Below are 21,826 nucleotides of genomic sequence, written 5' to 3' on the forward strand. Positions count from 1 at the left end.
ACGCGTCGGCCGATCCGACCGTTCATCGTCCGCGACGCGGCGAGCGTTGCAGTTCGCTTCACCCTATCGGTCGGCGGTTCCCATCGACCCGGGCAGACGATGCACCGGAATGTCGACACCGCTCATCTCGACACCGTCACTGTCACCGTCGACCGACACGATCGCAACGAGGTCCTCGATGTCCTCGGGTTGCAGTCGATCGACCGCGGCGATGTCTGCTGCGGCGAGGAACGCATGGGTCACCCATTCTGCGGACACGATGTCTGCGGCGTCTTCGGCGGACTCCGCCCGGTCGGTCACCAGAGCTGCACCTGCCGTGACGCCGACCACGCCGGCCAGAACTGCTGCAGCGGAATCGAACCGGGTGGGAACGGCCAGCCGTGAATCGAACGCCACTGCCCACTCCGTCACTGCGCTCGTCGCCAGTGCGGCGAGTGTTCCGTGGTCGATCACGGTGCCGTCGTCGACCGAGACCAACGCTGGGCTGTCGGGTCCCAGAACCGCCGTTCGGTCCGAATACGTCACCGGCCGCGCAGAACTCGCGGCAATGGCGTCGACCACGTCGGGTTGTCCGAGGTGGACGGTCGTGGCGGGCCCGGCCGAGCTCGGCGCATCGTCACCGTCCAGAACGAGGACGGATGCGCCTGCCCGCTCCAGAACGTCGGAGGAGTTCGAAGTGGTGATCGGTGCCACAGCTCCGCCTGCCTTGGCCACCGCCCACCGCGTCACGACGGCCGCGACGTCGCCGGTGACGGAGACGCCGACCACGACTCCGGGCCGGACGCCGCGCTCGATCAGTACCCGAGCCATCCTCGACGACTGCTCGTCGAGCTGACGATAGGTGGTCTCGACTCCGTCCGACGACAACGCGGGCGCATCGGGATCTGCGTCCACCGCCGAGGTGAGTACCTGCGGCAAGGTCAGGTCCGACCGGACCGGTGCCACAGTGGAGTCGGCGGTCTGCGGGGTCTCGGTCAGTGCGGCCCGCTCGGCGGCGTCGAGCACGTCGATGTCGCCGACGACGACAGCTGGTGTTGCCGCTACCGCACCGGCGATACGAGCGAATCGTTCCGCCAAGGAGGCGACCGTGGACTCGTCGAACAGGTCGGCGGCGTACACCCATTCGACGTTCAGGGTTCCGGTGCCGCTGTTCCCGTCGGCGTGCTGGGTCTCCACCGTGACCTGCAGGTCGAATTTCGCCGTCGGCTCGAAGCCGCTGACGGGTTCGACCACCAGGTTCGGCAATTCGAACCGCGCCTCGCCGTGGGGCTCCACCGACAGAACCGTCTGGAACAGCGGGGTGTACCCGGCGTTCCGGTCCGGTGCGATGGTGTCGACGACCCGCTCGAACGGCACGTCCGAATTCGCGAAGGCCCGCAGGTCGGTCTCGCGGAGGGCGGTCAGCAGCTCTGCGAACGTCGCATCCGGGTCCACGTCCGTGCGCAATGCCAGGGTGTTGACGAACATGCCGACCAGTCCGTCGAGCGCCTCGTGCCCGCGGCCGGCGATAGGCGTGCCGACGGCGAAGCTGCGGGAGCCACTCATCCGTGACAACAGCACCCCGAGTACCGCGTGCAACACCATGAACAGAGTCGCGTTGTTCTCGCGCGCGATCGCCGCGAGCCCGGTGTGTACCGACTCGTCCAGCTCGACACTCACACTGGCTCCGCGCAGGTTGGCGGTAGCCGTACGCGGCCGATCCCACGGCAACGACACGACCGGGGTGATCCCGCTGAGCTCGTCCGCCCAGAAGGCCAACTGCTGCGACAGAATCGACGTGGGGTCGCTGTCCGAGCCCAGCACCTGCCGCTGCCAGACCGCGAAGTCCGCGTACTGCACCGTCAGCGGTTCGGGCGTGTAGTCGGTTCCCGACGCGGCAGCGAGATACGCGGTCATGACGTCACGGGCCAGTGGTGCCATCGATGCGCCGTCTCCGCTGATGTGGTGCATCACGATGACGAAGACGTACTCGTCCGGACCGAACCGGAACAGTGCTCCCCGGACCGGGGGTGCGACGGTGACGTCGAAACCCTCGTAGACGAGTGCGCGAATCCGTTCGGCGGTGTCGGAGTCGTTGGGCGCGTCGATCGGAGTCAGATCGGGTACGACCGATCCGGCGTCGACGAACTCCTGATACGGCGAACCGTTCGCATCTTCCGGGTAGCGCGTGCGCAGTGCCTCGTGGCGTTCCACGGTGCTGGACACGGCGGTCTGCAGTGCCGCGACATCCAGCTCGCCTCGCAGACGGAGCGCCAGCGGCATGTTGTAGGCCCCGGACTCGGGGTCGAGTCGGTTGAGTACCCACATGCGCTGTTGCGCGAGCGACAACGGCACGGTCTGTCCGGCCGGTCGGCGGCGCAGCGGCACATCGTTCGCGTCGTCGATACGCGACTCGGCACGAGCTGCGAGCGCGGCAACGGTCGACGCCTCGAACAGGTCTCGGACACCGACCTTCTTGCCGAGCGCCGCCGACACCCGTGCCGCCACTCGCGTGGCGATCAGCGAGTTACCACCGAGATCGAAGAAGTCGTCGTTCGATCCGACACGCTGGACGCCGAGCAACTCGGCGTAGATCTCCGCCACGATCTCCTCGACCGGCGTTGCCGGAGCACGGAACTCGCGAACCTCGAACACCGGCTCCGGCAGTGCTTTTCGGTCCAGCTTGCCGCTGGTGTTCAGAGGGAATTCGGCGAGCACCATCACCGTCGCCGGCACCATGTACTTCGGCAGCGCGCCGCCGACGAAGGTGCGTACCTCGGCCGGGTCCAGTGTGCTGCCCGGTGCAGGCACCACGTATCCGACGAGCTGGTCGCCGGCACCGGTGGTCGCCACCACGGCCGTGGCCTGGTTGACGTCGGGATGGGCCAACAGCGCGGTCTCGATCTCACCGAGCTCGATCCGTTGGCCACGGAACTTGACCTGGAAGTCGGTGCGCCCGATGTACTCGAGTACCCCCACAGCGTCGGGGCCCGGCCGCCATCGGACGAGGTCTCCGGTGCGATACATGCGCTCGCCGGCAGCCGAGAACGGGTTCGCGACAAAGCGGTCCATCGTCAGGTCGACGCGGCCGAGATATCCGTCGGCGAGCTGGGTACCCGCCAGATACAGCTCACCCGCGGTCCCTGCGGCCACTGGATGCAGCCTGCCGTCGAGGACGTAGGCCTGGGTGTTCCATTCCGGCGCACCGATCGGAACCGTCGATACATCTTCCGGCTCGGTCTCCCAGAACGTCACTGTCACAGCAGCTTCGGTGGGTCCGTACAGGTTGTGGATCCCGGCAGAGGTGATCGCACGGAAATCCGTCACCGTCTCCGGGGGCAGTGCCTCACCCACGACGTAGACGTGTCGCAGGGACCGGCACTGCTCCTCGGTCGCGTACGCGGCGAACACCGTGAGCATCGACGGCACGAAGTCCGTGACGGTGACGCCGTGCCGAGCGATGCGCTCCGCGACATACTCCGGGTCGCGGTGGCCGTCGGGGGTCGCCAGAACGACCGTTGCACCGACCCAGAGCGGAAGGAAGAACCCCCACAGAGACACGTCGAATGTCGTGGCGGTCTTCTGCAAGTAGACGTCGTTCTCGTCGAGCGAGTACTGGTGCACCATCCAGGCCATCTCGTTGACGACGGCACGGTGCGACACCGCCACGCCCTTGGGGCGTCCCGTCGAGCCCGAGGTGAAGATGACGTAGGCGGTGTTTCCAGGACGCACCGGTGCCAGTCGATCTGCGTCGGTCAAGGCACCGTTCGGGTACCCGGTGAGACCGACGGTGTCGAGTTCGAGAATCGGGAAACGCTCCGGTAGACCTTCCCGATCGTGACTGGTGGAGAGCACCACCACCGGCTCGGCTGTGTCGAGGATGTACTCGATGCGATCCGCGGGGTGGTCCGGATCGATGGGCACATAGGCACCACCGGCTTCGAGGACGGCGTAGATGCCGACCATGAGGTCGATTCCGCGCCGCATCCCGAGTGCGACGAGCGACTGCGGCCCCACACCGAGAGACACCAGGTGTCGCGCGAGGCAATTCACTCGGTCCGAGAACTCCGCATACGTGACGGTCGCGTCCTCGAACACCACGGCCGTGGCGTCCGGGTTCGCGGCCACCCGCGCCCGGAACTGCTCGGTCAGCATGACGCCTGCGTCGACCTCGTGTGCGGTGTCGTTCCACGTCTCGATCACTCGAGTTCGTTCTGCCGAGCCGAGCAGATCGATATCGCCGACCGCGACGGTCGTGTCGGACACGAAGGTTTCGAGGATGCCGACGAGTCGCGCCAGCACGGAGTCGATGTATGCGGGATCGAACAGATCGCTGATGTACTTGAGCGTGAACGAGATTCGGTCCTCGGCCACGACGAGCAACGTCAGCGGATAGTGGGTGTTGTCGTTGGAGCTCACGCCCTCGACGGTCATGCCGTCGATGGCCGCGGCCTGTTGCGTCAGTTGTGCTTCGTCCACCGGGTAGGACTCGAAAATGGTCAGGGTGTCGAACAGATTGCCGACGCCGATCGCCCGCTGGATGTCGACCAGTCCCACGTGGTGGTGGTCGAGAAGATCGGCTTGTTCGCCCTGGATGCGGACCAGGTAGTTCTCCACCGTGTCGGCGGGATCGAATCGAACCCGCACCGGGATGGTGTTGATGAACAGCCCGATCATCGACTCGACGCCGGGAAGAGCAGCGGGACGACCGGAGACCGTGGCACCGAACACGACATCGGTGCGGCCGGTGACGTGCGCGATCAACAGTCCGTACGCCGCTTGCACCAGCGTGTTGACCGTGACGCCGAGCCGGCCGCCGAGCGCTACCAGCGCCGCTGTCGTGTCGACATCGACCGACTTCTCCGCCTCGGCCGATCTGGACGAGATTTCTCGTCCGACGCTCGGCTGAGCGACGAAGGTCGGTTCCTCGACACCGTCCAGTGCCCGGGTCCACGCGCTCAGCGATACGGCCGGATCCTGTCGATCGAGCCACGCCAGATACGAGCGGTACGACCGCACGCGAGGCATCGACGCCGTGGAGCTCTGCGCTGCGTACAGGTACAGCAGTTCCTTCATCACCAGCGGCAACGACCATCCGTCGAGCAACACGTGATGATTGGTCATCGCGAGCTTGTACGTTGTCGGCGTGATCCTGACGAGCAGGAACCGCAGCAGGGGTGCCGTGGACACGTCGAAGTGCCGTCGCTGATCCGCGGCCAGTGCGTCGACTAAGGCAGCGTCGCGTTCGAGCCCGTCGAGATGAGACAGATCGAGGGTGTTCCAGGGCAGACGAACGTTCTGCTGGACGATCTGCACCGTCTCGCCGTCCGCGGTCGCGGTGAACGAGGTACGCAGATTCTCGTACCGATCAAGCAGTGTCTGCGCGGCGCGGTGCAGCCGTTCGGCGTCCACCTCGCCGGCCAGGTCGAGCACGACCTGCATCGTGTAGACGTCGATCGACGCGTCCGCGAACAGTGCGTGAAAGAGCAATCCCTGCTGCAGCGGCGACAGCGACCAGATGTCCGTCAGCTCCGGGTACCGCCCCTCGAACGACGAGATGTCGGACTGTGAGAGCCGCACCAGCGGAACGTCGGACGGGGTCAAGCCACCCGAGCCGGGCGCCTCGGAGTACGTGGCCAGTGCCGACAATGCATCGGACCACAGCCCGGCGAGACGCTCGACCGTGTCCGCGGACACGGCTCCGGTGGGGAATGCGAAGCTCGCGCTCAGGACCCCACCCTCGTCGGTGTCGAGGACGATCGCGTTGATGTCGATCGTCTTGTTCGCGGCCATGTCGGGGTCACCGGGCGCGGAGAGCTCACCGTGGGCGGCAGGCAACCAGCCGAGCGACTTCATCTCGTCGGGGACCTCGCCGGTGTCGACGCGACCCAGGTAGTTGAAGCTGATCTGTCCGGTCCCGAGTTCCACAAGTTCCGCAGCTGTCTCGGAGTTCAGGTAACGGAGCAGTCCCCAGCCCATGCCTCGATCGGGCAGCGCCAGCATCTGTTCCTTGACGGCCTTGACGGCGTCGCCGAGCTGCGGTCCGCCCGCGAACGCAGCGTCGACGTCGATTCCGGTCAGGTCGAGGCGGACGGGGAACAGGCTGGTCAGCCAGCCGACGGTGCGTCCCAGATCGGCTCCGGGAACCACCGCTTCCTCGCGGCCGTGGCCTTCGAGCTGCACCAGTGTCGCCGGTGCGGTGACGCCGCGCTCGGACCGCAGTCTCGTGACAGCCATAGCGAGTCCGGCCAACAACCCGTCGCCCACGCCGCCGCGGAAGATCTCCGGAACCGTGGTCAGCAAGGTGCGCGTGACGTCGGGTGCCAGTTCGATGTTCACCCGTTCGAGCGTCGCGACGACGTCGACCGCGGGATCGAAGGGACGGTCGCCCAGCACGGGATCCTCGGTGTCGGCGATCGAGCGCCACAGCGGCAACTCGGCCAGCCGCGCTTCACTCGCTGCCGCGTCGACCAGAGCATGGGTCCAACGCCGCATCGAGGTTCCGACCTCGGGCAGGCTCGGGTCCACTCCCCCGGACACCTGAGCCCAGGCGGAGACGAAGTCGGGGACCAGAATTCGCCACGACACTCCGTCGATCACGAGGTGGTGCGCGGCGACGGTCAGCGTGCCCGCTTCGTCGGGTCCTCGATCGACCCAGACGAGGGCGAGCATGCGCCCGGCCGTGGGGTCGAGCGTTCCGACTGCGTCGTCGAATACGGTTGCGGCCGAATCGGTATCGGCCCGGGTGAGTAACGCATCCACGTCGACCGCACCGGTGCCCGCAACCTCGAGACCCCAGCCGCGGTCGTCGTGCACCAGGGTCGAGCGCAGCACGTCGTGTCGATCGACCACTGCAGTCACCGTGGCGAGAATCCCGGCTCGGTCGATGCCGAGCGGCAGCTCCAGTGTGACGGCCTGATGGAACCGCGACCAGCCTCCGCCGCGCTCGATCATCGCCACACCGAACGGGGGTAGCGGCATCCAACCGACGCCGCCGCCGTCGAGTTCCTCGAGCACGACCGCGTCAGCGCCCTCACCGACGATCACGGCGACCTCGGCGAGACCGGCGACGGTCTTGCGCTCGAACACATCTCGCGGACCGAACTGAATTCCCCTGGCCTTGGCACGAGAGACGAGCTGAATGGAGACGATGCTGTCGCCGCCGAGCGCGAAGAACGAATCGTCGACGCCCACGGTGTCGAGGCCGAGCACGTCGGCGAAGACCTCGGCAATGACGCGTTCGGTATCGGTTGTCGCCGTACGGAATTCGGCATCGCTGCCGAATTCCGGTTCGGGTAGCGCTCTGCGGTCCAGCTTGCCGTTCGGCCCGAGTGGGAGGGCATCGAGCACGACGAGCCCGGCCGGCACCATGTACTCCGGAACCAGGGTGGCAACCGAGGTGGTGACCGCTGCGGTGTCGATCGTCTCCCCGGCGACAGGAACGACGTACCCGACCAGTAGTTCACCTGCCGACGGCGTCCTGCGCACGAGAACCACGGCTTGGTCGACCGACGGATCTGCGGTCAACGCGGCTTCGATTTCGCCGAGCTCGATCCGCAGGCCTCGCAGTTTGACCTGGAAATCGGTGCGGCCGAGGTACTCGAGCTCGCCGTCTGCGTTCCAGCGAACCAGGTCTCCGGTGCGATACATCCGCGAGCCGGCATTGCCGTGCGGGTCGGCGACGAACCGGTCGGCGGTGAGGTCCGGGCGGCCGAGGTATCCGCGGGCCAGTTGCCGCCCGGCGAGATACAGCTCCCCGGGCACTCCGACCGGGACCGGGTGCAGGCGTGCATCGAGCACGGTGACTCGGGTGTTCCAGACCGGAGCACCGATGGGGACCGACGCGACGTCGGCCGGCACCACGCAGTGGTAGGTGACGTCGACTGCGGCCTCGGTCGGTCCGTACAGGTTGTGCAGTTCGGTGGCAGGCAGTGCCGCGCGCAGCGCCGAGGCAACCGATGCAGGCAGCGCCTCGCCCGAGGCGAAGACCGCACGCAGGCCGGTGCAGTCGGAGACACCATCCGCAGCAGCGAACACGGCCAACAGCGACGGGACGAAGTGCGCGACCGTGATGCCGCGTTCGGCGACGGTGCTCACCAGGTATGCCGGATCTCGGTGGCCGTCGGGCACCGCGATGACGAGTTCGGCACCGATCTGCAACGGCCAGAACAGTTCCCAGACCGATACGTCGAACGTGACCGGCGTCTTCTGCAACACCTTGTCCTGCTCGGTGAGACGGTATTCGTCCTGCATCCACAGCAGACGGTTGACGATGGCCTCGTGGCTGACCGCTACGCCTTTGGGACGACCGGTGGAGCCGGAGGTGAAGATGACGTACGCGGTGTCTGCCGGTCGCAGCGGCGCGGTTCGCTCGCCATCGGTCACCGGTGCCGTGGACAGACCTGTCGTGTCGACGGTGTCGACCAGAATCCTGGCGGCGTCGGTCACGAGAGATGTGCCGTCGTGCTCGGTCGTGAGCAGTACCACCGGTGCCGCCGTGTCCAGGATGTAGCCGATTCGTTCGGCCGGAAGATCCGGGTCTACCGGGACGTAGGCACCACCGGCGGCGAGCACGGCATAGATACCCGTGAGCATGTCGTTCGAGCGGCGCATGGCCGTGGCCACCACGGTTTCCGGGCCGACCCCCTCGGCGATGAGCAGGCGCGCGAGCGCATTGACCCGCTCGGAGAATTCGCGGTAGGTCACTCGGTCGTCGGCGAAGCTCGTGGCGATGTTGTCCGGAGACGTTGCAACTCGGGCCTCGAACAACGACACCAGAGTTGCGCCGGGATCCACCTCGTGCGCGGTGGCGTTCCATTCCTCGAGGACGCGGGTGCGTTCGCCCTCCTCGAGGATGTCGATGTCGCCGACGACTGCGTCCGGTGCGTCGGTGAGCGCGTGCAGAACCCGGACGAGCCGTCGCCCTAGAGACGCCATGCTGGACTCGTCGAAAAGATCGGTGGCGTAGTCGAATTGGACGTCGATGCCGGCTGGAGCGCCGGATCGGTCGACGTTCTCCCACAGCGTCACCTGCAGGTCGAACTTTGCGAAGGCGCTGCCGAGATCGATTCCCTCGACGCTCAGCCCGGGCAATGCCAACGTCTGACGGTTCAGGTTCTGGAACGTCAACATGACCTGGAAGATCGGGTGCCGAGCCTGAGAGCGGTCCGGGGCCAGCTCGTCGACCAGCCGCTCGAACGGCACGTCGGCGTGCCCGAAGGCACCCAGGTCGGCCTCACGAACTGCGGCGAGTTGCTCGCGCAACGTTGCCGCGGGATTCATCGCGGTACGCAGGGCGAGCGTGTTGACGAACATGCCGACGAGCTCGTCCAGATCCGCGTCACCGCGGCCGGCGACCGGAGTTCCGATCGTCACGTCGTCGGTTCCCGCCATCGCGCCGAGGAGCACCGCGAGCGCGGTGTGCACCACCATGAAGTTCGTGGCGTTTTCGGCTCTGGCGGCCCGAGCGATGTTCGACTGAAGGGTCGAGTCGATCGAGAAGTTGTATGCCGCACCGCGATACGACGCCACCGCCGGGCGCGGCCGGTCGGTCGCGAGATCGAGCTGCGCCGGGGCACCGGCCAGAGCCGACGTCCAGTAGGCGAGCTGCTTCGCCAACGGCGAATCGGGGTCGTCCTCGGAACCGAGTACCTCGCGTTGCCACAGCGCGTAGTCCGCGTACTGCACCGGAAGTGGTGCCCACTGCGGACTCTCCCCCGCGGCACGGGCGGTGTAGGCCACCATGACGTCGCGCGTCAGGGGTCCCATCGAGAACCCGTCCGCGGCGATGTGGTGGGCGACGAATGCCAATACGTGCTCGGTCTCGCTGACCCGCAGGATCCGGATTCGCACCGGGACCGCTCGGGTAACATCGAATCCAGCGGACACGAAGTCGCGCAGGGACTGCTCGATCGAACTCTCGTCCACGTCGTCGACGACAACCGTCACGCCGGACTCCGCGGTACCGAGCACCACCTGCTGGCCTCGCCCGTCGACCTCCGGGTACACGGTGCGCAGAATTTCGTGGCGCGCCAGCACGTCGTGCACGGCGCTGACGAGTGCATCGACATCGACGCTGCCGGACAACCGAATTGCGACCGGGATGTTGTTCACGGCGGACGTCGGATCGAACTGGCTCAGGAACCACATGCGCTGCTGGGCCATCGACAGCGGCACCGAGTCCGGTCGTGTCCGAGCCGTCAGTGCCCGGCGCGCACCGGTACCCACCTCGGACTCGATGGCGCGTGCGAGCGACTGCACCGTCGGAGACTCGAAGATCGAGCGAACCGGCACCTGTGTATCGAGCGCCGCCCCCAGTCGGGAGACCACCTGGGTGGCGATCAACGAGTTACCGCCGAGTGCGAAGAAGTCGTCGTCCAGACCGACCCGCTCCACCGAGAGCACCTCGGCGAAGACCGCCGCGACGGCCTCTTCCACCGGGTTGGTCGGTGCGCGGAACTCGGCTGTCTCGAACTGCGGTTCCGGCAATGCCTGTCGGTCCAGCTTCCCGTTCGTGTTGCGGGGCAACGCATCGAGAATCACGAAAGCCGACGGGATCATGTACGACGGCAGACGTTCGGCGAGTGCACGACGGATGCCGTCCTGATCCAGCGTCACCCCATCGGCGGGCACGAGGTAGGCCACGAGTCGTGCGCCCGATCCCGTGTCCGCGAGAGCGATCACGGCGACGTCACGAATCTCGTCGAGCGATCCGAGAGCGGCATCGATGTCGCCGAGTTCGATACGGAAACCGCGAATCTTCACCTGGAAGTCGGTACGGCCGACGTACTCCAGTTCGCCGTCGGCGCACCAGGACACGAGGTCACCGGTGCGGTACAGGCGGCCACCGGGGGTGAACGGGTCCGCGACGAAACGCTCGGCGCTCAGATCCGGCCGCGCGAAGTAACCGTCGGCCAGCTGCGCACCCGCGAGGTAGAGCTCGCCGGCGACACCGACCGGAACGGGAGCCAGACGCGAGTCCAGCACGTAGACACGGGTATTCCACTCCGGGCCGCCGATGGGAACAGTGGTGCCGTCGACGGTCGACACTCGATGCGCGGTCACCGACACCGCTGCCTCGGTCGGTCCGTACAAGTTGTCCAGCCGCGCAGCAGAACTGCGCAGAGCGCGCTCGGCCGTCGCGACCGGCAGCGCCTCGCCGATCGCCAGGATCCGGCTCAGATGCCGGGGTAGGACTCCCGCCGACGCCGTGATCAATGCGTCGAGGACGGACGGCACGGTGTGCAGTGTCGTCACCGATTCCCGGTCCATCAGATCGACGAGATAGGCGGGATCACGGTGGCCCTCGGCGTCGGCGACCACGATCGCACCACCAGAGACGGTGGCGACCCAGAACTCCCACACGGACAGATCGAAGGTGGCGGCGGTCTTGAGCAGCACCCGGTCCGTGTTGCCCAGCCCGTAATGGGCGCTCTGCCACAGCAGCTGGTTGACGATGGCGGCGTGACCGACCGCGACGCCCTTGGGGCGACCGGTGGATCCGGACGTGAAGATGACGTACGCGGTGTTCGCAGGCCGCAGCGGCGAGGTGCGCTCGCTGTCGGTGACGGGCGCGTCCGAGACCTCGGCACCCAGCAGTCGAGGATCGGTGTCGACCCGCAGAACCGGAATCGACTCGACGTCGACATCGTCACGCGACGTGCTCAAAACCAGAGCGGGAGCCGCTACCTCGAGAATGTAGGCGTTGCGGTCCGCCGGCTGATCCGGGTCGATGGGTACGTACGCCCCGCCTGCCTTCGCGACGGCGTACATCGCCACGAGCAGATCCACCGAGCGCCTGATCGCCAGGGCAACCGTCACCTGCGGGCCGACGCCGGCACCGATCAGGACGCGAGCCAACCGGTTGATTCGACGATCGAACTCCGCGTACGACAGCGATTCTCCCGCATGGACCACCGCGATGGCGTCGGGCTGCGCCTGCACCTGTCGATCGAACAGCGATACCAGGGTCTGCGACGCATCGACATCGTGATCGGTGTCGTTCCACGTCCGCACGATCCGGGTGTGCTCCTCGGGCGAGAGCAGAGCGAGATCGCCGATGACGGCCGAGGGATCCTCGGCCACTGCGGCGAGGAGGCGCACGAACCGGTCGGCAAACGTCTCCACCGTGGCGCGATCGAAAAGATCGGTGGCGTAACTGAATTCGGCCGACAGTTCCGCAGGCGAGCCGTCCTGGTCGTAACGATCCGAGATGGACAGTTGCAGATCGGTTTTCGCTGTCACAGCATCCGCCTCGACGGCGCTCACCGTCAGACCCGGCAGCTCGAACGTCGACTCGGCGAGGTTCTGGAAGGACAGGCCTACCTGGAACAAGGGGTTGCGCGCCGTGGACCGCACCGGGTTCAGCACCTCCACGAGACGCTCGAACGGAACGTCGGAGTGCGCGAACGCGGCCAGGTCCCGCTCGCGGGCCTGAGCGAGCAACTGGCGGAAGGTCATCGACGATTCGACGGTCGATCGGAAGACGAGAGTGTTGACGAACATCCCGATCATCGAATCGAGAGCCCGCTCGCCGCGGCCGGCGATGGGCGTTCCGACGGCGATGTCCTCGGAACCGGACAGGCGCGCGAGCAGCACCGCGAATGCCGAGTGCACCACCATGAACAACGATGCCTGCTCGGTACGTCCGAGTTCAGCGAGAGCGGCGTGCGTGTCGGCGTCGACGGTGAACCGCACGGCGTCGCCGCGGAAACTCTGCGCAGGCGGGCGCGGGCGATCGGTAGGCAGTACCAGTTGATCCGGCAGCTCGGCGAGCGCATCTTTCCAGAACGACACCTGCTGCGCTGCAACAGAATCGGGATCCGATTCGGAACCGAGCACGGTTCGCTGCCACAACGCGAAGTCGACGTACTGCACGTCGAGCGGCTCCCAATCCGGCGCCGACCCTGCAGATCTCGCGGTGTACGCGGTCATGACGTCGACGGCCAGCGGGCCCATCGACGCGCCGTCGGCCGACACGTGGTGTACGGCGAAGGCCAAGACATGCTCGTTCTCACCGACGCGGAACACACGCGCGTCGACCGGCACCTCGACGGTGACATCGAAGCCGCGTCCGAAGAACTCCGTGACTGCCGCAACGACATTCGCACCGGCCACGTCGCGGACGGCGAGGTCCATCGGCACGTCGGACGCCGGGAGCACCTGCTGGAACGGGCCCTGTGCAGAGTCCGGGTACCGGGTACGAAGAGACTCGTGGCGTTCGACGACGTCGCGTACCGCCGACTGCAGCGCAGCGACGTCGAGCTCGCCGGACAACCGCACGGCGAACGGAATGTTGTCCACCGACGACGTCGTGTCGAACTGGTTGAGGAACCAGTACCGCTGCTGGGCCGGCGAGAGCGGCGGGCGCTCGGGACGCGGACCGGCCACGAGTGCAGCTCGACCGCCCGAACCGACAGCGCTCTCCACGTGCGCCACCAGCGCGGCGACGGTCGAACTCTCGAACAGCGCACGCACCGGCACGACGGTGTCCAGGGCCGCGCCGAGTCGCGAGACCACCTGGGTGGCGATCAACGAATTACCGCCGAGGGCGAAGAAGTCGTCGTCCAGTCCCACTCGATCGATGTGCAGGACATCGGCGAACACTCCGGCGACGATCTCTTCGACCGCGGTGGTGGGTGCTCGGAATTCACGGGCCTCGAACACCGGTGCGGGAAGTGCGGCGCGATCCAACTTGCCGACCGGGGTCAGCGGAACGGCGTCGAGCACGATGATCGACGACGGAATCATGTAGGCCGGCAGTGATTTTCCGACGAATGCGGTCAACTCGTCGACGTCGACGACGGAACCGCGCGTCGGCAGAACGTACGACACGAGGGTCGTGACGCCCGACGGCAGTTCGTGACCGAGCGTGACGGCGAAGTCGACCTCGGGAACGGCGGTGAGCGCGGAATCGATCTCGCCGAGCTCGATTCGGAAGCCGCGCACCTTGACCTGGAAGTCGGTGCGCCCGACGAACTGCAGCTGCAGGTCGTCGGTCCATCGCACGACGTCGCCGGTGCGGTACATCCGTGCGCCGTCGATGCCGTACGGGTTGGCCACGAAGCGCTCGGAAGACAGACCGGGCCTACCGAGATAGCCGCGAGCGAGCGCACCACCCGACAGATAGAGGTCACCCGCGACACCGGTCGGAACCGGTTCGAGTCGTGAATCGAGGATGAGCACGGACATGCCGTGAATCGGTCGTCCGATGGTGATCGGCTCGCCCGGCGTCAACTCGGCGAAGCTGGAGATGATCGTCGTCTCGGTCGGTCCGTACCCGTTGAAGTACTTCCGGTCCCCCGCCCACCGGGCGAGCAATTCGGGAGTGGTCACGTCTCCCCCGACCGAAAGCACTTCGAGCGAATCGATCCCGTGCGGGTCCATGGTCCCCAGCACGGCCGGCGTGATGATGGCGTGGGTGACCTGCTCGGACTGCAGCAGATCGGACAATTCGGTGCCGCCGAGAATCGATGCCGGCACGACCACCAACGTCGCGCCGACGGAGAACGCCGCCATCCACTCCAGGACCGAAGGGTCGAAGTTGGGCGAGCAGACGTGCAGGAACTTCGAGGCCGGTTTCAGGTGGTATAGGTCGGTTGCTGCGTCGAGTACACCGCCGAGTCCGGCGTGCGTGACGACAACGCCCTTCGGCTTGCCCGTCGAGCCCGAGGTGTAGATGACGTAGGCCGGGTTCTGGAACGTGACGGGTCGCAGGCGGTCGGCGTCGGTGACCGGCTCGGCAGAGCGGGTGCGGACCTCGGCCACGAACTCCTCGTCGTCGACGCTCAGCCAGACCGGACCCTGCTGTCCGCCGGCGAGCCTATCCGCGTGCGCCCGGGTGGTCAGGCCGAGTACGGCCTCGGAGTCCGAGACCATGTGAGCGATGCGATCCTGCGGGTACGTCGGGTCGACGGGTAGGTGCGCAGCCCCGGATTTGGCCACTGCCCAGACCGCGAGCACCATGAAGTAGGAGCGCTGGAATCCCAGCGCCACAACGGATTCGGGTCCGGCCCCGCGCTCGATGAGCACCCGGGCGAGCTGCGAGGACGTCGCATCGAGTTCGGCGTACGAGATCGAGCGGCCCTCGTAGCGTATCGCGGTGGCCGACGGGTCGAGTGCGGCTCCGGCAGCGAAGATCTCGGCCAGAGTGCCGCCGGCCAACACGTCGTCGCCGTGGACGTGGGTGAGCCGGTCGTACTCGTCGTCGTAGAGGATGGACAGATCGCCCACCGGGGTGTTGGGTGTCGCCACGATCGCTTCGAGCAGCCAACGGAAACGACGCGAGAACACCTCGATCGTGTTCTCGTCGAACAGGTCTCGCGCATAGAGGAAACCGGCAGACAGACCGGCGCCGTCGGCCTTCTCGTGCAGCGTCAACGACAGGTCGAACTTGGCCGTGTCGACCTCGACGTCGACCGCCGAGACCGTCAGACCGGGTAGCTGGAATTCGCTCGGCGGCAGGTTTTCGAACGCGATCGCCACCTGGAACAGCGGATGCCTGGCCGTCGTGCGCTCGGGTTCGAGCAGATCGACGAGCCGCTCGAAGGGGATGTCCGCGTGTGCGAACGCATCGAGGTCGACGTCCCGTACGTGGCCGAGGAGGTCGGTGAATCCCTTGCTTCGATCGACCGAGGTGCGGAGCACCAGGGTGTTGACGAACATGCCGATCACGTCGTCCAGGACGGCCTCGCCGCGGCCTGCGACGGCGGTACCGACCGCGACGTCGTCCGAGGTGGACATGCGAGCGAGGAACAGCGCGAGCGCACCGTGGAGCACCATGAACAGCGTGGTTCCGGTCGACCGGGCCAGATCGTCGAGCGAGGCGCGCAGATCCGCATCGATGTCGAACTGGAATCGCCCGCCCGAGTACGACTGGACCGCAGGACGCGGCCGGTCGTAGGGCAGAGTCAGCTCACTGGGCAGGTCCGCCAGGGCCGAACGCCAGTAGCTCGCCTGTGCTGCCATCAGGCTGCTCGGATCCGCGTCGTCGCCGAGCACGGCGCGCTGCCACAGCGCGAAGTCGGCGTACTGAACCGACAGCGGCGTCCACTGCGGAGCCTCGCCGGCCACACGAGCGAGGTAAGCCGTCATCACGTCGCGGGTCAGCGGCCCCATGGACCACCCGTCCGCGCTGATGTGGTGAACCACGACGACCAGCACGTACTCGTCGTCGGTGACCCGGAACAATTTTGCGCGCAAAGGAATCGACTGGGTGACGTCGAATCCCTCGGAGGCGAAAGCGATCAGGTCGGCAACCGCACCGTCGGCGGACGGTGCGGTGGGCGTCAGGTCCGGTGCCACCGATTCGGCAGGCAGGATCACCTGGTGTCCCGCTCCGTCCACACTCGGGTAGACGGTCCGCAGCGCTTCGTGCCGGTCGAGAACGTCGACGACCGCCGCGTTCAGGGCCGCGGTGTCGAGTGCTCCGGTGAGCCGGATCGCCACGGGGATGTTGTTGACCGCCGATTCGGGCTCGAATCGGTTGAGGAACCACATCCGCTGCTGGGCGAGAGAGAGCGGAATTCGTTCGGGGCGTTCCTGCGCCACCAGAGGCGCGGATGCTCCGTGGCCGACGTGGCTTTCCAAGGCAGCAGCCAAGGCTGCCACCGTGCCTGCCTCGAACATCGTTCGGACGGGCACCGTGGTGCCCAGTTCGGCACCGAGTCGCGCGGCGACCTGAGTGGCAACGAGCGAGTTGCCGCCGAGCGCGAAGAAGTCGTCGTCCACACCGACTCGGTCGAGTCCGAGCACGGCTCCGAACACCTTCGCGACGATCTCTTCGACCGGATTGCTCGGTGCTCGGTAGGGCGTCGCCTCGAATTCCGGATCGGGCAGTGCTTTTCGATCGAGCTTGCCGCTTCCGCCGAGCGGAAACTCGGTCAGTTCCACGACGGTGGACGGCACCATGTACTCGGCCAGACGTCCACGTAGCGCGGTACGTATCCGGTCCGCATCGACCGGGCCATCGGTGGGGACGACGTAGGCGACCAGTTGCTCTCGTCGCACGAGCACCACGGCCTGAGCGATCTCGGGCAGATCCAACAGAGCCGATTCGATTTCGCCGAGTTCGATACGCAGGCCACGCAACTTCACCTGGAAGTCGGACCGGCCCACGTACTCCAGTTCACCGGCGGGCAGCCACCGCACCACGTCGCCGGTTCGGTACATCCGCGCACCGCCGACTGCGAACGGATCGGCAACGAAGCGATCCGCGGTCAGATCGGGTCGGCTCACGTATCCTCTGGCGAGCTGGACACCCGAGAGGTAGAGCTCTCCCGACACCCCGACCGGAACCGGCCGCAACGACGAATCGAGAACGCGCACATCGGTGTTCCACACCGGTGAGCCGATCGGCACGACCGCGATGTCCGCGTCGGAGACCACGTGATAGGTCACGTCGACAGCAGCTTCGGTCGGGCCGTACAGGTTGTGCACGGTCACCTGCGGGAGCGCGCGGCGAAGCGAATGTGCAGTAGCGGGCGCAAGCGCCTCCCCCGAGGCGAACACCGTACGCAGCGACGCTCCCGCGTCCGGCCTACGCTGTGCCTCCGGCGCGAACACCGACATCATCGACGGTACGAAGTGCACCACCGAAACATGTTCGCGTGCAATGACATCGAGCAGGTAAGACGGATCCCGATGACCCTCGGGAACCGCGACGACCACCGATGCGCCGACCTGGAAGGCCCAGAAGAACTCCCACACCGACACGTCGAACGTCGCCGGCGTCTTCTGCAACACCACGTCCTGCGGGCCGAGGGGGTACTCGTGCTGCATCCACGACAAGCGGTTGACGATCGCCGCGTGCGATACGCCGACGCCCTTCGGGCGACCCGTCGAGCCCGAGGTGAAGATGACGTATGCGAGGTTGTCTGCCCGCAGCGGTGCCGTCCGCTCCGCATCGGTCACCGGTGCCGACGAGAATTCCGACACGTCCACGATGTCGATGTCCACCGTCTCCACACCCGGGAACTCGACGTGGTCTCGGGTGCTCGAGAGCACCCGTACCGGAGAAGCGGTGCTCACGATGTACTCGTTGCGCTCCGACGGCTGACCCGGGTCGATGGGTACGTACGCGGCACCGGCCTTGACGATCGCGTACATACCGACGAGCAACTCGATACTGCGACCGACCGCGAGGCCGACCGTCGAATCGGTTCCGACACCCACGGACAACAGGTATCGCGCAAGGCGATTCGCGCGCGCGTCGAGCTCCGCGTACGTCAACCGCACGTCCTCGAACACCAGGGCCTGAGCGTCGGGGGTCTGCTCGACGCGAGCGTCGAACTGCCCCACCAATGTTGTCCCGCCGGGGATCTCGTGCGCCGGCCCCGAGCCGAACGCTAGCACCGACTTCCGCTCGACCGAGTCGAGCAGGTCGATCTCTCCGACGGCTGCGGTAGGCGCTGCGGTGATCGCACGAAGAACACGAACGAACCGCTCACCGAATCGGGCCATCGTCGATTTCTCGAAGAGGTCCGCGGCATATGTCAGAGCGACGGTCAGGCCCGCGGGTTCGGAGCCGGCCGGAGCCGAATCCCACAGCGTCACCTGCAGATCGAACTTCGCCAGGTCTGCCTCGTAGTCGACCGCCGCGATGGTCAGGCCGGGGAGTTCCACCGAGGTTCGGTCCAGGTTCTGGAACGTCAACATCACCTGGAACAGCGGGTGCCGTGCCTGCGAGCGCACCGGGGCCAACACGTCCACCAGACGCTCGAACGGCACCTCGGCGTGCGAGAACGCGGCGAGGTCCACCTCCCGCGTCTCGCGGAGCAGATCGTCGAACGACGTCCGTGGATCGACTTCGGTGCGCAGCACCAGTGTGTTGACGAACATCCCGACGACGTCGTCGAGGGCCGCATCACCACGGCCGGCGACCGGAGTACCGATACTGATGTCGTCGGCGGCAGCGAGCTTGGCCAACAACACCGCCAGTGCGGCGTGCACGACCATGAACGTCGTTGCGTTGTGGTCTCTTCCGAGCCTCTCCAGCGCGCGGACCAGTTCGGCGTCGATCTCGAACGTGTGCGTGCCGCCGTTGGTCGTGGCGACAGCCGGGCGGGGGCGGTCGGTGGGTAGCTCCAACTGGTCGGGTGCGCCGCCGAGTTGATGCCGCCAGTAGTTCTCCTGCGCCGAGATCAGAGATTCCGGATCGTCCTCGCTACCGAGTACGGCCCTCTGCCACAGCGTGAAGTCGGCGTACTGCACTTCGAGCGGAGCCCACTGTGGTTCCTGCCCGTCGGTGCGTGCCATGTATGCGGCCACCACGTCTCGGGTCAGCGGGCCCATCGAGAATCCGTCGGCCGCGATGTGGTGCACCACGAACGCGAGCACGTGCTCGGTCTCGGACGTCTCGAGAAGCACCGCCCGGAAGGGCAGCTGTACCGCCAGATCGAAGGGCCTGAGCGCGAACTCGAGCAGCACGGCGGGAACGTCGGCATCGGTTGCCGTCGCACGTTCCAATTCCACTGCCACCGAATCGGATTCGAGTACTTGCTGGAAGCCGATGCCGTCGTGGTCGGGGTAGACCGTCCGCAGTGACTCGTGCCGATCCAACACGTCGACCAAGGCCGACTGCAGGGCCGTGAAGTCGAGTTCTCCACTCAACGCGATGGCGACCGGGATGTTGTTGACAGCCGACTCCGGCTCGAATTGGTTGAGGAACCACATCCGTTGTTGGGCAAGCGACAGCGGCACACGTTCGGGCCGCTGCTGCGCAACCAACGCCGGTCGCGCGTGCGTCGAGCCTGCGGCGTCGACTGCCGCGGCGAGTTCGGCGACGGTCGGTGCGTCGAAGAAGGACCGCACATCCACCGCAGTGCCCAGCTCGGCGTTGACCCGCGCGATCACGCGGGTGGCGTTGAGCGAGTTGCCGCCGAGTGCGAAGAAGTCGTCGTCGACGCCGATACGGTCGATGCCGAGCACGGTCTCGAAGATCGCGACCAATGCCGACTCGGTCTCCGTGCTCGGTGCGCGGTACTCCCGAGCCAGGGACGCGAAATCGGGAGCGGGCAACGCTTTTCGGTCGAGCTTTCCGCTGGCGTTCAGCGGGAACTCGTCCAGGACGACGAACACCGACGGCACCATGTACTCGGGCATGCGGCGTCTCACCGCGTCCGCGAGGCCGTCGTGGTCGAGATCGGAATCGGTACTGACGACGTAGCCGACGAGCTGTTGTTCCGACTGCTCCGACGAATGAAGCAGTACAGCCGCCTGGGTCACCTCAGGCTCGGCGAGCAGGGCCGATTCGATTTCGCCCAGCTCGATACGCAGGCCGCGCAGCTTGACCTGGAAGTCGGTGCGCCCGATGTATTCGATGAGGCCGTCGCCGCGTCGACGCACCAGGTCGCCGGTGCGGTACATGCGGTCACCCGGCTCACCGAACGGGTCGGCCACGAACCGATCGGCTGTCAGGTCGGTGCGTCCGAGGTATCCGCGAGCGAGCTGCACGCCCGCCAGATAGAGCTCGCCCTCGACTCCACGGGGCGATCGCCGCAGTCCTTCGTCGAGCACGTACAGATCGGTGTCGTCGACGGCAGCGCCGATGGGAACCGAGGCTTCTTCCACCTGCTGGGTTCGGTAGTACGTGACGTCGACGGCCGCTTCGGTGGGACCGTACAGGTTGTGCAGTTCCGCGTTCGAGATCTCGTGGAACGCGTTGACGGTGCGCGCCGGGAGAGCCTCGCCGGAGGCGAAGACCATCCGAAGCGAATCGGCTTGCGCAGCAGTGGGTTCGGCGACGTACACCGAGAGCATGGAGGGCACGAAGTGCGTCACGCTCACGCCGCGCTCGCCGATGACGCGGGCGAGGTAGGCGGGGTCGCGGTGGCCCTCGGGCTCGGCGATCACGAGCGTGGCACCGATCTGCAACGGCCAGAAGAACTCCCACACCGATACGTCGAACGTGAACGGAGTCTTCTGCAACACGACGTCGGCAGCACTCATCGAGTACTCCCGCTGACGCCAGGAGATGTTGGCGACGATGGCCCGGTGGCTCACCGCCACGCCCTTCGGGCGTCCCGTCGAACCGGAGGTGAAGATGACGTAGGCGAGGTCGTCCTCGGTCAGGGCGGAGAGCCGATCCGCATCGGTGATCCGTCCTCCCGGCACATCGGTCAGGTCGAGCTCGTCGACGAGAACGGTGGCGGTGCCCTCGGGCAACTGCGGTATGTCGTTCGTGGTCGTCAAAACCAGGACAGGTGTCGCGATGTCGAGAACGTAGCCGAGTCGGTCGACCGGATGATCCGGGTCCAACGGCACGTAGGCTCCGCCTGCTGCGGAGACGGCGTACATGCCCACCAGCAGATCGAAGGATCGGCGGATCGACAGTCCCACCGCTGAATCGGGGCCGACTCCCCGTGCGATCAGCACGCGGGCTAGACGCTCCACCGAGGCGGCGAACTCGGCGTAGGTTCGCGTGTCGTCGCCGAAGACGAGGGCAGGTGCGTCCGGGGTGCGCTCGGCCTGATCGGCGAACAGCGCGTACAGCGTGGCGGCTTCGGGATGGGCGGAGCTCGACGTCGACTCGTCGTCGCCGAGAACCGACACCGCATCCGCGACGACGGTGGACACGACCGCGTCCAGACCACCCTCGGTGGCCTCGATGAGGCCTGCAAGCGTGTTGGACAACACGACCGGAACCAGCGCGTCGGGGCCGAGGACGCCCCCCATGGCCGCATCGAGGGTGGTGATCTCCTCGTCCAGGCGGGCGTAGGTCAGTTCCGTACCGAGGTGCGTGAGAGCTACGCGGTCGGGTTCGACCGCTGCGACGCTCCGAACCAAGCGCGGAAGGTCCTCGACCGTCAGAGCTGCATCGCTTCGACGTCCTACCGCCATCTACCTTTTC

The 21,826-nt window shown here is 66.7% G+C and carries 1 protein-coding gene; it reads right to left on the reverse strand.

All coding sequences use genetic code 11. From position 1 onward, the window contains the following. Positions 1-63: 63 nt before the first annotated feature. Complete coding sequence (locus R3P95_RS04505) at positions 64-21,816, reverse strand: non-ribosomal peptide synthase/polyketide synthase (RefSeq protein WP_317547402.1); 21,753 nt, start codon at positions 21,814-21,816, stop codon at positions 64-66. Positions 21,817-21,826 lie beyond the last annotated feature (10 nt).

The organism is Rhodococcus cercidiphylli, assembly GCF_033042225.1.
Classification (GTDB): Bacteria; Actinomycetota; Actinomycetes; order Mycobacteriales; family Mycobacteriaceae; genus Rhodococcoides.

Bases quoted from the DNA above. Each gene is read 5' to 3' on its own strand.
- R3P95_RS04505 (WP_317547402.1), bottom strand. From the start codon at position 21,816: ATGGCGGTAGGACGTCGAAGCGATGCAGCTCTGACGGTCGAGGACCTT.